Origin of the sequence: Pseudomonas sp. Sample_20 (assembly GCF_004307585.1) — a bacterium.
Classification (GTDB): domain Bacteria; phylum Pseudomonadota; class Gammaproteobacteria; order Pseudomonadales; family Pseudomonadaceae; genus Aquipseudomonas; species Aquipseudomonas atacamensis.
Genome location: NZ_RCOA01000119.1, coordinates 26077 through 41686, shown reverse-complemented (window position 1 = coordinate 41686; position 15610 = coordinate 26077). Strand labels below are relative to the sequence as shown.

3 protein-coding genes are annotated in these 15610 nt (G+C 60.7%); 1 reads left to right on the top strand and 2 read right to left on the bottom strand.

Annotated features, from left to right (window positions below; all coding sequences use genetic code 11):
* A partial coding sequence (locus D8U70_RS23425) for a vitamin B12 dependent-methionine synthase activation domain-containing protein (protein WP_277751272.1) occupies positions 1–878 on the top strand: 878 nt, incomplete at its 5' end.
* A 46-nt stretch (positions 879–924) separates the two neighbouring features.
* Here D8U70_RS23425 and D8U70_RS23420 read toward each other — a convergent pair.
* Both D8U70_RS23420 and D8U70_RS23415 read right to left on the bottom strand, forming a co-directional pair.
* Positions 925–8283: a DUF6543 domain-containing protein gene (locus D8U70_RS23420; RefSeq protein WP_130929840.1), complete on the bottom strand. Its 7359-nt coding sequence runs from the start codon at positions 8281–8283 to the stop codon at positions 925–927.
* Positions 8284–8416: 133 nt separating this feature from the next.
* Entirely contained in the window at positions 8417–15574 is a 7158-nt protein-coding gene (locus D8U70_RS23415; RefSeq protein ID WP_130929839.1) for an NEL-type E3 ubiquitin ligase domain-containing protein, read from the bottom strand.
* Positions 15575–15610: the final 36 nt, after the last annotated feature.

Genomic DNA, 15610 nt, shown 5'->3' with positions numbered 1-15610 from the left:
TGGCCGAGTACATCGACTGGACACCGTTCTTCATTTCCTGGGACCTGGCCGGCAAATTCCCGCGCATCCTCGAAGACGAAGTGGTCGGTGAAGCCGCCACTGCGCTGTACAAGGACGCGCAGGAAATGCTCGCCAAGCTCATCGACGAAAAACTGATCAGCGCCCGTGCGGTGTTCGGTTTCTGGCCGGCCAATCAGGTCAACGAAGACGACATCGAGCTGTACGACAACACCGGCAAGCCGCTGGCCAAGCTGCATCACTTGCGTCAGCAGATCATCAAGACCGACGGCAAGCCGAACTTCTGCCTCGCCGACTTCGTGGCGCCGAAGGACAGCGAAGTCACCGACTATGTCGGCGGCTTTATCACCACCGCTGGCATCGGCGCCGAAGAAGTGGCCAAGGCCTATCAGGATGCGGGCGACGACTATAACTCGATCATGGTCAAGGCCCTCGCCGACCGCTTGGCCGAAGCCTGCGCCGAATGGCTGCACCAGCAAGTGCGTAAAGAACATTGGGGTTACGCCAAGGATGAAACCCTCGACAACGATGCACTGATCAAAGAGCAATACCGTGGCATCCGCCCCGCTCCCGGCTACCCGGCCTGCCCGGATCACACCGAGAAAGCCGCGCTGTTCACCCTGCTCGATCCAGAGGCTGCGGAAATGCGCGCCGGGCGCAGTGGCGTGTTCCTCACCGAACACTACGCAATGTTCCCCGCCGCAGCGGTCAGCGGCTGGTACTTCGCCCATCCGCAGGCGCAGTACTTTGCCGTGGGCAAGATCGACAAGGATCAGGTGCAGAGTTACACCGCGCGCAAAGGCCAGGACCTGAGCGTGACCGAGCGTTGGCTGGCGCCGAATCTGGGTTACGACAGCTGAGTCGAGCCGACCTGGGAGTGCCCTGCTCCCAGGTCCGCTCGATCACTCAGTCGCGGCGCCACGAAGGCCCGGGTTTCGGTGACGACGGGGGCGCTGGCGACGCTCCCGCATCCTGCGACGCCAGGCTCTCCAGCTCTGTGCGAGTCAAAGCCTTGAGTTTCTCGATACGCGCATCCGCCAGTTCGATTTCAAGCACCCTCATCGCGTCCAGATAATCGCTGTTTTCTCTGTCCGGGTAGGCATCCTCGACCGCTTCGTGCCGCCTGGTAGCGTCGCGTTCAAGTGCCTCGAACGCCTCGGCGTGGCGATCCTGCAGATAGCGGATCCAGTAGTCCCGCGCAATCAGATCCTCCAGAAACATGGGTGATGCCTCGTCCGCGAGAACCGAGGCACGCGCATCGAGCAATCGTCGCCCGCGAATCGGTGAGGCGTACAACATGTGTTCGGGTTGCGCCGGCAACTCCAGGTCGTCCGGCCAGCCGCGTGTCATGGCGATGCGGTATTGCAGGCGAACTTCCGCGCGATCCTTGTTCCTGGCGGCGGCTTCGGCCAGTCGATCCACCCTTTCCAGGCGAAACAGCCGTCGAGTCAGATCAAGCAGCGCTCTGCCGCGTTGCAGCTGACGATGCCGCGGAATGTCGCGCAGAGCGTTGTATTCATAGACGCGGGTTTCCAGTTCGCTGAACGACAGGATCCGGCCATCGGGGCACGTGCCGTGGGTTTCGGCGTTGAAAAACAACAGCTCGCGCAGTTCAGCGTTTTCCGTGGCAGCCTGGATCACTTGCCAGACCCGGTGGGTCAGATCGGCACCGGCAAACCTGAATTCCAGGGTGTCGGGCAAGGTCGAGAGCAAATGAAAGAACGCCTCATGGTTGGCCTGTCGAGCCAATTGCAGCCATAGCGCTTGCCGCGCTGCACGCGCATCTGCATGGGTATAGGTCATCCATATATCCATCGCCGGCGCTGCCACGTCCTGCGCCGGATTGGCAATCACCTCCGCGGCCTCCACACCGGCATGCATATCCACGGGCCTGCTACTGCTACCGCCACCGCCTCCGCCACGCGGATCATCACCATCGTCGCTATCGGAGTCGGGGTCCGAACCCCGATCCGAATCCGATTCGGATCCGCTATCGCTTTCCGAGTCGCTCATACGCTCGGCGATCAAGCGCTGCAAGGACTCCGGCGTGTAGCCCAGCACGTCACTGCCGCCATGCGCGACGCTGTAGTCCCTGATCTGCTCCAATGCGTTAAGCGACAGCGAGTTCTCCGACAGATCGGTGCCTGCCACGAGCGCCTCATGATTGCCGCCCAACAGCCGGTCCGGGAAAACCATGATGTTGTTGCCCGACAGGTCCAGCCTTTGCAGATGCGCCAGTTCAAGCACGCCTTCAGGCCAGAAATCCAGGCCGTTCTGGCCGAGGTTGAGGGTTTGCAGACTGCTGAAGGTTGCGGCGTTGAATTCTTCCAGCTGATTGTGACTGAGGTCGAGCCAGCGCAGCCGCGCCCCGCTCGCGTGCTGATACACCGATTGCGCCACGGCCAGGCGATTGCCGCTCAATTCCAGCCGTTCGAGCCGGCTCAGACCGCCGACAGCTTCCGGCAGGCGTGCCAGGCCCGTGCCATTGAGTGTCAGCGTGGTCAACTCAGGAAACGCCGGGCAAAAGAGGTTGAAACTCTCGACGGAAAATTTAGCCCCGGTCAGGTCCAGCGTCCGCACATGGGAAAACACGTTCGACAGCGCAGGCAAATCACCCAAGCCGCCCGCTGACAGGCTCAGCGTCCGTCCGGCGGATTCGGTATGGCCGGTGAGCCCGTCCCGCCAGCAAGCGCGGATCCTGGAGGCATCAAAGAATCTTGTTGACGACGCCCCTTCACCAGCCCCTTGCGCCGGGTTGAAGATCCAGCCGTTCAACTCACGCGTCAACGCCTCGTTACTTGCTCGCCACTGATTCAGTCTGCCGACGACTTGCTCAGGGGACAGGCCTTCAGTGCGCAAACGCTCAACGCTGGCCTGGGCCTTTTCAAGCGACAGTGACGGAAAGATTTCCAGCACTGCGCGATGCATCTCGGTGCCTTGCTGAATGACCGAGGCAGATGGCAGTGGCAAGAGATGAGCAGCGCGATTGAGTGCCGTGTCAGGCGTGGCACCGCTGGAACCGGCGGGTATCGATGGCGCTTGCGATTCAAACCGTTGCAGCGCCCCTTCGGGCAAACCCAAGGTCATTTCGATACGTCGCTGCGCCGCCTTTAGGCTCGCTTCGCCGCTGACACTGAAGCGGTTGTTCAGCAGCCGGGTCTTGAGCAGCACAGCGTTGTCGGCAAGCACGTGATCGGGGAGCGAGCCGATGGTGTTATGCCGCAAATCCATTGCTTGCAAATGCGCCAGGTTCTCCGCCCCCTTCGGCCACACATTGAGCCCGTTTGAGCTGAGGTTCAGCGTCCTGAGGCCGGTCAGGCGAGAAACGTCCAGTGTGTCCAGCCGATTGAGGCGGGCATTGAGATGTTCGAGATTGCTCAGCGCGTCGAATTGACCTTGCACCTCAGGGGTCACGGCGATTCGGTTGAAAGACAGGTCCAGCTGTGCGAGCCGGGGCAAATCGGCTGGCCGCACCGGCACTTCGGTCAATCCGCAGGCGGTGACCTCCAGGCTTGTGGCGCCACTGAACGCCTGGAGAAAGCCGCGGATCTGTTCGACCGGCACAGTCAAGCGGTCCAGCCGAACCCGCTGTACATGAGCAAACGTACCGGCCGGCAATTGCGGCAGCTCACTCACCGACTCCGCGCCCAGCGCCCAGGCGGTGTCAACCAGTTCAAACATGCTGGCGTCGTCCAGATCGCTGGCGGATATCCAGTCCTCAGCATTGAAGGGACGAACGTCATCGTTCAAGCGATAACGCCGGCGTATGGCCGCGCGCCAGTTTTTTTCCAGTGCACGAACCACCCGGGCATTGGGCGGCGCTTGCCAGCGCGCTGCCGGCGTCGCCGTACGCAACTCTGCGGATGCGCTGGCCTCGTAGAACTGGCGGAAAATTGCGCTGTGCTCCACGCGCAGAATCTCCACGGCTCCAAGTCGGGTCTCCGGTGTGTTCCACAGACTCATGATGCGCTGAGGTAACGGGTTGAGACGGCCGGCCTCACCCGTCAGAAACTGCAGTTCCCCGGCGCAGTAGCGGCGGACCATCAAGTCCAGATCAACCAGATGCCCCCATTCCCCCATGTAGTTTTTCACATAGTCGTAAGCCGGTTTGAACGCTCCGTGGGAGAACCTCGACCAGTCCAGGGACAAACCGGCCCAGAGTCTCTCGTGCCCGACATAAAGGGTCTGTGGAAGGGATGCGATGGCGGTTTGCGTCAGATCCAGACGCTCCAGCTCAGGCAGTTGTTCCACATAAGCCGGCCACTGCGTCAGGCCCGGCGCTTCAATCTTGAGTTTCTTCAGTCGTTCAAGGGGAGCCAGGTCCAGCTCGGGCGGGCTGCCTGCGCCGCCGGGAAAATCGAGATGAAGCTCCTCAACCGCGGTCAGGCTACGCAATCTTGTCGACAGATCGGCAGCCATCACCCGCGCTGGCGTTCGGAACTTGAGCTTTTTCAATGCGGACATGCGAGTCACGCTCAGGGGCAAGGTCGTCAGTGACTGCTCGTGCTCCATGTAGGTGCCGAACAGACTGCCCCGCTCCCCCAGCGACAACTTTTCGATATTGGCAAATCGCGTCAGGAAGGCATCGGCGTTGGCGTCGGTCAAACCTCCGCCGCCAATCGACAGTTCACGCACGTGAGCAAAGTCGACGGTCATCTCTGGCAGAGGATCGTAGGTGAGAATCGACAGTTGATCGGCACCCGCGACCCCAGTGGACAAAGCGTTGCGCCAGCAGGTTTTCAGCGCTTGCGCGGTGCGAAACTTGTAATTTGTTCCGGAGCGTTCCCAGGGCGCCGCCGTCGCTGTCCCCGCCCATTCATCCAGCGTCGCATTGAGCTGTTCCCACTCACGCCGACGTGATTGCAACAGCTCGAAAATGGCCCGGTCGTTTTTTCCTGCCCGATACTGGTCAAGGAGGAAGCCACGAGCCTGTTCGTCGCTCAATTGCGGGTAGATATCCTGCACGTGAGCCAGCAGGTTCGGTGCCAATCCGGCGCCGCGTCCACTGGCGGGATAACCGATCAAGGTAGCGTTCACCCGCACCGGGGGCTTTATCCACTTGACCTGAGGCGCCAGCAATGCGGGTGCATCAGCCTGGTGCTGGTCGGCGTGATCGATGATCTTTGCTTGCAACTCTGCGGACTGCCCGACCTCAGGGACACCGAGGCTGCGGCGCGCATGATCAGGCAGGGCATGCATGATCGACGAGTAAAAATTGTCGCCGTCGCGAGGCAGGCTGTTGAGTGCCTCACCGCGCTCGTTGTATGCCTGAAACTGAACGCCTGTTTTGATCAGGTATTTTTTCTCGCCGGCGGTTTCACTGCCGATGCTGTCGAGCAGCATGCCGGCGTCGTGGCCTTCGCGAACTTCAATGCGAAGGCTGTCGGGCCAACCCGCCAATTGCTCCAGCGTGTGCAACGCCAGGCGCCGGCTGTCCGCAGAAGCGACGTTTTCGCTGCGCAGACCGGCATATGCCGCTACCTGTCGACTTTGCCGCGCGTACCAGCGGGCCTCCTCCAACAGGCGCAGCGGTACTCGTTGCCCTGAGCCGAGTCGCTGAAGATCATCGGGTCGACCATGTGCCAGCACCGTTTGCGCCGCCGGTTCACTGAGTCCCGGGCAGGCCTTCTGCAAGCGCGCAACCTGCGGATCGACGGGGTCGGTGCCCGAATGAATGCTGTCGTAAATCGCCGGCTGGCGGGTGTTGGCGTAGTCGGCGATCTGCTTGCCAAACTCTGCCGGTCGGCCATCGCGCACGCGTGCCCCCTGCTCGCCGAGGAGCCGAGTGATTTCTGACTCGTCCAGTCCTGCGAGAATACGTGCTGGCAGTTCACCGCTGAAGATATCGGCCCGCGATATCTGAATGGGTGGCTTGACGCCGACATCGCGAAACCGCCGCGCGGCGCCATACCTGACGAACTTGCCGGACAATTGCTCGCCGTCGAAGACTTCCAGCACCCGGTTCTCCGGCCAGCGCGGCATTTCGGTGATCAGCGGCAACGCGTAGAGGTACAGTTCATCGATCGGTTTTGTCCCGCGCAACTGCTCGACAACCAGTGCCGCGTTGCCGTCTGCTTGCATCATGCGCATGGCCTGGGTCAGTTCCGGTGGCGGCAGCGAAGAATCAATGTGCATCTTGCGCAGCGCGGCTTCACTGACACCGCTGATATCGGCAGCCTTGATCAGCTGTGCATCGGAAAACGCTTCGGTTGCATGGCCGATGCGCCGCAACAGGGTCAGACGATCCCAATCCTGCGGACGTTCCAGAGTATGCCGCCAGGCACCGCTTCCATTGCTGTGGAGCACCGGCTGCCAGGCGTTGATGTCGGTCGGATGGCTGATCCGCCATTTGCCGATCGATTCATCGAAAAACTGCTCATAGACCTTGCCGCTCTGGCGAATATAGGTTTTACCCTCAAGCACGTGCTGGCCGGCACTGTTTGGCCCGGGACTGACAGGCAGTGCGACAGCCGACTCGTAAGCGTTCAGGTCGGGTTTCCACAGCCGGGTTTCGCCGTTGGGCAACTTCACCGGATGCAGACTTTCAATGACCGGCACGGCTTTGGCGCTTGAGATTTTCCTTACTGCGGCGCCCACACCGGCCATCAGCGCAATCTGCGCAAGGTTTTCCGCCACATCGATCAAATGATCCTTCGCCGCACGCCGATCGCCCTCGGCCCATTCGATTGCGCCCTCAAGCGTTTCATAGAGCAGTTGCCCGGCCATCACCACCATCATCACTTCGCCCAACACAGGCACGAACATCGAGACCATGTTCAGACCGAGCATGCCAAGTTGCATCAGATGGGCCAGTTTGGCGTCCCTTGCTCGCGCGTCTACCTCGGCAGTCGGTACCGCATGGCTTCGGGCATCATCGATCAGCTTGGTGCGGTTCTGGCTATAGAGGTATTGCCACAGATCCTCGTTGGGAGCCCAAAGTCCCTGCCCCTTGCGTCCCAGGGTGGACGATGCGATGTAAGGGTCCGCCACTGGCTCCCATTTGACCTGGCGTTCGGGCGGTACCTGCTGAATGCGGGTGAACGCCGAGCCGGCGGTGAAGCCTTGCAGCACCGACAGCCATGGCGAGCGCAGCAGATCCCAGCCATCGCCGGGTGAGTCAGGCGCCTTTTGCCTGAACTGGCTGAAATACTCGGGACGCTGGTCATAAGGCAGGAACTGGCTGAGAAAGCGCTGGTAGGCGGTGGGCTCCGCGCCCGTCTGTTGCGGAGCGTCGCGTGCAGTGAGCAAGCGTTTGAGCTCGTCGCGCATCTGCTGGAACGTGTAGCGTTTGAGCGGATGTTCAGGATCGTGCGGGATGTAAAGAATCAGTTCGTCGGTGTAGCGGTATTTCTCGCAGATGACGAACGCGACGCAGCCGGTGAGTCTTTTTTTCATCAACCCCAGGTCCTTGAACCAGACCTGTTTTTTACCCATCCAGGGATGCATCTCGCCGTCAATCACCGAGACGATCATCGCGTGATCCGCCGCCTCGATATCCTTTTGCAACAGCGCCTGCTCGGCCGCAGCGCGCAGCGTCGCCTTCTGTGCGACGATGAAGCGTTCGGCAAGCACTGCCTCTGCCACCGCTTCCTCAGGATGAAAGAATCCTTGCAGGTAAGTCTGGTATTGCTGGCCGACATCCAGATCGCGGCAAAGGTGCAGAAACTGGCTGACCGAAATACCGATGCTCACATGGTCGAACGTCTGCGCCGTGGACCCTGCCACCACAAAACCTGAGCTCGAATGGTAGGTCCCTTCGCATTCGCCAGCTTCGAAGTTGTGCAGTGCGGCTTCCAGCAGCGTTAGCTTGAGCACCTCGAATGAGGCCAGTTCGATTTGCTGGATACCCATCTCCACGGGGCGGCGCAGACACAGCAGCGTTTTGTCGACATCGATATCCAGCGAGTGTTTGTCTTTCAGCGCTTTGATGACTAATGGCCGGGCAAACGTCTCGACGTCCTGAAGTTGCGCCATGCGCTTGTCGAGACTGTTCTGGGCGATGACACTCGCCTTGAACGTGTCGTCCACGGTTTTGCGCTGGGCCGGCGTCGCATCCTGATACCAGGCTGGCAATGCTGTCGCAACCGCCTTGAAGGCTTCGCGCCGTTGCGGCGAAGCGTCGGTCAACCATTGCGGGATCGAAGCTTCGAGAAACTCGCCGTGCAGGCTTTGCGTTGCAACGAGCTTTACTGACCGACTGGCGTCTGCCGGCTGATCGGTCGACGCAGGCTGCGTCGACACGGGTTTTGGGGAAATAGCGCTCATGGTCACTCCTTGTTGATGGAGCGCTCAGCAAACCATGTCGCGTTATCGCTTCTGCGTTATCCGGGTATTGCGCAACCAGCAGTGGTAAGCGGATGTGACTTGTCCTGCCTCGGACCGCCTCAGCAAGGTGCCCTCAGGAACCGGATGTTGGTGGCAGGCGGCCGGGTTGTTCGGATTCCGCAGCGAAGCTGCTCAGCTCGCTGATCACCCGGCGTGTCAGCTCGGCGCGTTTCTGTGTGCGCAGCACGTCCATGGCCTTGCCCAACCTGTTCAGCTCAAGGTCGTATTCTTCGGAACTCAGTTCATTGCGGGCGAGACGCTGATTGAGCTGGTCCCACAGTTGCTGGCGTCGCTCGTCAACCGCAACGTCCAGCGCGGCCATCTCTTGTGGGTGGAGATCTTGCAGGTAAGAGATCCAGTAGTCGCGCTCTGCCATGCTTACGGACAGCGCATCGGTGCCCTCTGCCTCAAGAATCGAGGCGCGGGTGTACTCGAGCAGTTCATCACTCAGCGGAACGTCATAAATCATCGACGCGGGCTGGCCCGGTAAATCGACACCGTCGCCCCAGCCGCCCGTCAAACCGATACGATATTTAAGGCGCACTTCAGCACGATCCATACCCAGACCGGCGGCTTCAGCCAGCGTCTCGACGCGATCCAGGCGAAACAGTTGCCGCGACAGACGCAGCAGCGCCCGACCTCTGGACGCCATTCGATTCAACGGAATGTCACGCAACTGGTGATAGACCGCGACCCGCACTTCCAAATCACTGAATGTCAGAATCCGCCCGTCCGGACAGGTGCCGTGGGTCTCGGCGCCCTGAAACAACAGCTGCCGCAGTTCGGTATTTTCCTCAGCGGCCTCCATGACACGCCAGACTCTTTGCGTCAGATCGCCTCGCACCTGCCTGTAGTCCTGCGTATCGAGCAACAAGCGCAGCAACTGGAAAAACCGCTCGTGATTCGGCTCTTGCGCCAATTGCGCCCAGAGCTCGGTTCTTCGCGCAACCCACTGCGGATCGCTGTCCACAAGCCACGGATCGCGTGAGCGTGGCGCAACATCGTAGGCTGGATCAAAAACTTTCTCGGCAGGAAATACCTGCGCATGGGGATCGTCGACAACGCCGCCAGCGTTATCGGTTGGAGCACCGTCTTCGGGAATCCCGAGCAGATCACCGAACACCTGACGGTTGATCATCGTCTCAATCTGCGCGCGCGTCATGCCCAGCACATGCGGTATGGCGCGCTCGCGGCTGTAACGCCTGAGGTCTTGCAATGCAGAAAGCGACAAATTGCGGTTTTCTGACAGATCCGAGCCTGCGATCAGACCCGAATGATCACCATCGAAAAGCGCCGCGGGGATTTCCGCGATTGCGTTACCGCTGAGGTTCAGGGCCTGCAACCCGGGCGCCCGCAACACACCGTCAGGCCATTCGCTCAGTTGGTTGTAACGCAGATCCAGAGACTCGATCACGCCATAATCGGGCGGATTGAAAACACGAAGTTCGTTGTAACTCAAATCCAGCGTGCGCAGCCGCGCGTTGCCCAGCAAAGGGTAAACACTCGTCGCACTGCGCAAGCTGCAATACTGCATGTCCAGGCGGGTGAGATGACGCATGTGCAGCACCGGCGCAGGCACCGCGCCCAATTCGTTACCACTCAGATACAAGGTCTCGAGGTCGGGAAAACCGTCGAGAAAACCCGCGCTCCCCCGCGCCGTGATTCCTGCACCGCTCAGATCCAGCGTCGTCACGCCCGGAAACTGCACCACAAGCGCCGGCAGTTCTCCGGTCTGCAATCCTGCCAATTCGAGCTCCAGACCGTCGCCGCCGGGGTGTCGGGTCAGGGTGTCGCGCCAGGTCTCGCTGATTCGCCGGGCCACCAGCGAACGCACTTGCGCACTGACCAGGACAGTGTTCGTTCGTACTTCCCTGGTATAGAGCCAATCGTTCAACTGACGGGTCAGCGCCTCGCAGCTCAGATGCCATTGGCTGATCTGCGCATCGATCTGAGCGTCATTCAAGGCCCGTGTTCGCAGCACCAGCAGACTGCGTTGCGCTCGTTCGCGATTGAGGATCACCGCCAACCGCTGCAAGTGCCCCGAAGCGCCTGAGCTGACAGGCGCCGGCTGCGGGAGTGGCAGGAGCAGATCACTGAACGAACCGCCGGTTTCCAACGGCGGAAAATGCTCAGGCACCGGCTCTGCGGCGAAGCGAGACAACGTGCCCTGGCCCAGCCCCCGCTGCTGCTCGATGCGCTGCAGCGCCGCGTGAAAAGCTGCCTCACCGTCGGCACTGAAGGCGTTGCCCGACAGATTCGTCCTCATCAATGCGTCAGGATGCGCCAGCGCTTGCGGCGACAGGGACGCGATCCGGTTGTCTCGTAAATCGAGCCATGACAGCCGTGGCAGAGTTTCCGCCCCGGTGGGCCAGGCCAGCAAATCCGTCGATCTCAGATTCAAGGCCTCGAGCCCGCTCAAAGCCGTGGCATCGAGTCGCCCCAGCGGGTTATGACTCAGGTTCAGTCGTACCAGTTGTGGCAGCGCATTGAGTTGGCGCTGGACCATTGCCGTCACCGTGATTCTGTTACCGGACACGTCGAGCCGACGCAGCGCGGGCAACGCCTGCGCTGCAAAAGGTAGCTCGGTGAACATGCATCCCCCCAGCTCAAGCGTCTCGATATGACTGAAGGCGCGAATAAAATCCCGCGCCTGGCCGGAGGGCACGTTCAGCCCTCCCAGACGCAGCGTGCGCACATGGGCGAAACTGCCGGCCGGCAACGAAGGAAGCTCGACACCGGTGGTGGCGCCGGGCAGCTCGACGAAGCTAAAGCGCTCAACGTCGGCTGCCAGGCCATAGCGCTGACGAATCGCACCGTGCCAGCTGCTTTTCAGCGTATGTAACAGGTCCGCGCTGCCCCCTGTCGACCAGCGCCGCGCGGGCGCTGCATAGCGTGATCCCTGGCGCGGGGATGGCGGATAAAACGCGGCGAAGATGGCCTCATGTTCGGCCCGAAGCTGCTCGATCGCCGCCACCCTTGCCGACGGTGTTGACCAGGCTGCATTGAATGCCTGCGGCAAAGGGTCGGCGCTATCCGGGGCGACGGCCATGCTATCGAGTTCGGCGCGGCAATAGTCACTGACCATCTGATGCACATCGAGCAGGTGACCGCGCGGGCCGGAGTGGCGGCTGACAAATTCATAGGCCCGACGGAACGTCGCTGGGGTGACACGCGACCAATCCAGCGATAGCCCGGCCCAGAGTCTTTCATGGCCGCTGTAGAGCGAGTCGGGCAAGGTTTCAATCAAGGTGTGCGTAAGGTCAAGGCGTCTGAGCTGCTGAAGTCGTTCAACGTATGCCGGCCATCGCCATAACGCGTGGGGCGCATCGATGCGTAATCTGCGCAGTCGTGTCAGCGATTGCAGGTCAAGACCATGCAAGGTGGTGGAATCGAATCCGTGATAGTCGATGCGCAGTTCCTCCAGCGAAGTCAGTCCACCAAGCCTTCGCGCAAAGCTTTCCGCGAGCAATGGCGCATCGGTAGAGAAACGCAGACGTCTCAGGCCGGGCAGCCGCTCAACCGCCTCTGGCAATGTTGTAAGCGGTCGGGTGACAGGTGTCTGGCCATAGCGCCTCAATTCACCGAGCCATAAATCAGTGACATTCGGGAACGCCGCCAGAAACCCGTCCGCATTGGCGTCGGTTATGCCGATGCCGGTGATGGCCAGTTCGCGCACGTGGGGAAAGCCTGTACTCAGCTCGGGCAATGGCGTGTCGCAATGGATTGTCAGGCGGGCCGCCTCCGCCGCCTGCCCGTCCAGCGGACCATTACGCCATGTCTCTCGCAGTGTCTGTGCCAGTTGCGCCCTGTGCGTTGCAGTGCGGCTGTCACTCGGGGCTGCCTGCCATCGCTCAAGTGCAACGTTCAACGCGTCCCAATCCTGGCAGCGTGATTCCAGTTCGAGCTGAATCTGCGCCTCACTCTGGCCGTGTTGCCGGGCGAGAAATGCCCGTGCCTGGCGCGATTCTGGGTATAGATGCGCAATGCGTGATTCGAGGGATGGATTGAGGCCTGTACCACGGCCACTGGCGTAATAACCCAGCAGTCGCGCGCCCACGCGTACCGGCGGTTTGAACCACTTTGCAGCCGGTGACAGCAATCGCGCAGCTTCGGCTCGATGAAGGTGGGCCGATTCGATGATTTTCTGTTGCAGCTCACCATGGGCGTTGCCGACAGACAATCCGATTGATGAACGTGTGTCCTCAGGTAACGCGTGCATGAGCGAACTGTAAAAGCTGTCCTGGACCCTCGAGACTCTGTTCAATGCCTGGGCGTGATCATTGAACGCTTGATAGAAAGGTCCGTTTTTCACCAGATAGCGTCTAACCGGCGCCATCGGCTCGCCGATGCTGTCGAGCAAGGTGCCAGTCACGCTCCCCTCGCGAATTTCCACACGCAGCGAGTGCGGCCAGCCAGACAATTGTTCCAGCGCGTGCAAAGCCAGTCGCCGACTGTCCGCCGACGCCAGGTTTTCGCTGTGCAAACCGGCAAATGCGCGAGCCTGGCGACCATGGCGGACATGCCAGCGAGCCTCTTCCAGCATTCTCAAAGGGGAACGCCCGGTCGCATCCATTCGGGCCAGCTCGTGCGTCGAAGCATGCTCGATCACATCCTGGGCAGCCACGTCGCTGAGACCGGGACATTCACGCTGCAACAGGCGCACGGGCGCACTCGGCGATTCGGTACCGCGATAAAGACTGTCAAAAATCGCCGGTTGACGCGTATAGGCGAACTCGGCGAGTTGTTTGCCGAACTCATCGGGCCGTGCCGGGCGAAATTGGGCAGCCGTTCGTCCCAGCAGATAGTTGATTTCCTGCTCTTGCAACGCAGCCAGAATCCGCGCCGGCATTTCCCCGTTCAACACTTGCGAACGTGTCAGGCTGATAGCGGGCTTGTGGCCCAAACCGGGCAGCGTATTCTGCGCACCATAGCGGATGGACGGCCCTGCTCCGTGCGGATCAGCTGTCATCTCCAGAACCCGATCGGCAGGCCAACGGGGCATCTCGGTGACCAGCGGGACTGCATACAGGTAGTGCTCGTCGATGGGCCTGGCTCCGCGCAATTGCTCGACCATTTGCCTCGCCTGTGCATCGGCATCGAACAGGCGCATGGCGTCTCGCAGTTCAGGGGGCGGGGGCAACTGATTCAGATGCATCTTGCGCAGGGCGCCATCGCTGATACCGCTGATATCGGCCAGCGCCAGCAAGGTGTCATCGGAGTAACCATCGGTGAGGTGCCCGATGCGTCGCAGCTGGGTCAAGCGATCCCACGCCATGGGCTGTTCCAGGCTCAGGCGCCAGGCACCGTGGCCGTTATGGCTGAGCAACGGTTGGTAAGCCAGAGAGTCGGTGGGATGTTTCAACCGCCAGTGCCCGCTGGAGCGGTCAAACGTCTGCTCATAGAGCCTGCCGCCCTGGCGCATCCAGGTTGTGCCGGCGACGCGGTACTGCCCCGCCGCGTCGGGCCGCGACAACTTGCCGGGGATGAGCGCTTGTTCATAGCCGCGCAAGGTCGGCCGCCACAGGCGCCTCTTGCCATCAGGCAGCGTCACCGGGTGCAGATCTTCGATCACCGGCTCCGGTTTAACGGCTGTCACCCGATTGAATGTTGCTCCTGCGGCGGCCATCGCACCGATCTGCGCAAGGTTTTCAGCAACGTCGACAAGATGCGCCCTGGCGGCGTGTTTGTCCCCCTCGCCCCACTCGATCACGCCTTCGACAGTTTCGTAGAGCAACTGGGCCGTCATGACAACCAGCATGATTTCGCCCAGTACCGGAACGAACATGGACGCCATGTTCAGCGCCAGCAGACCAAATTGCAGCAGCCCGGACAGCTTGGCATCGCGCGCCTTGGCGTCGACGTCGGCGGTAGGTACCGCGTGACCACGAGCGTCGTTGATTAGCTTGTCACGATGTTTTTCGTACAAGTACGCCCAGAGGTCGCTATTCCTCGCCCAAGGATATACCTGAAGGTGCGGCATCAACGAAACTGCCACGTAAGGATCGGTATCCGGGACCATTTTTTGATATTTCGGTGAAGTCTTCCAGATCTCTACAAAAATCAACGTTGCCTGCAGAATCTTGCGCCACGGTGACGACAGCCAATCCGATGCGCCGTCTGCAGACTTTACGAATTGGCTGAAGTAATACGCACGCTTCTCATATGGGAAGAACTGACTGAAGAATCGTTGATAGGACGTAGGGGCCGTGCTGTCCGCCTGTTGCGCATCGCGAGCACTCAGCAGGCGCTTGAAGGTGTCCTGCATTTGCGTGCCGGTATAGCGCTTGAGCGGGTGTTCCGGATCGTTGGGGACGTACAGAATTACCGCGTCGACCGGGCCATACTTTTGCGCGATCTTGAACACCACACATCCGACCAGCCGGTGCCGCATCAAGCCCAGGTCTTGAAACCACACCTGCTTGTCGCCGATTCGCGGGTGCCTTTCGCCGTTGATCACCGTGAGGATCATCGCGTGATCTTCAGGTTGAATATCCTTGGTCAACAGTGCGCGTTCGGCTGCCGCGCGCATGGCCGTTTTCTGACTGGCGATGAAGTGCCGGCGCAACTTCGCTTCCGCGGCCGGATCGACCGGATGGAAAAACCTTGTCAGATAAGCCTGGTACCGGGCACCGATATCCAGTTCGCGGCACAGGTTCAGGTAGTTCCTGACCGACACATTCACCGGAACAGCCTTGAGGGCACCTTTTACGGCGGTTGCGGTTGCGAAGCCAGAGCTGCTGTGAAAGGCGCCATAAGCACACTCATCACTTTCGAAGTTGTGCAAAGCGGCCTGGAGCATCGGCAGCGTCAATGCCTCGAATGAACCGATTTCCTCGCCGAGAATGCCAGCGCGTATTGGCCGCCTGAGGCACAACAGCGTGTTATCCAGATCCACGGCGACCTGATAGCGGTGTTTCAGCGCCTGCGCCAGGAGCGGCCGGGCGAAGGTTTCGATGTCTTTGAAGGTGGACATGGAGCGGTCCAGCCTCGTCTGTGCAATAAAACTCATCCTGTAGCTGGTATTGACCACCTGACGCTGGGCCGGCGTCGCTTGCGTGTACCAGCGCGGGAACACTGTCTGCGCCTGCTTGAGCTCGGTTTTCCTGTGCGCTGGCGCCTGAATCAGCCAATGCGGCATCACGGACTCGAGCCAGGGCGCGTGGAGGCTCTCGGACGCCGCAGGTTTGAGGGGGCGCTCGGTTACGGTCGAAACGTCTGAATCGGTGGACATACATCGCTCCTGTAAATGGAGCGACAGCACATCACT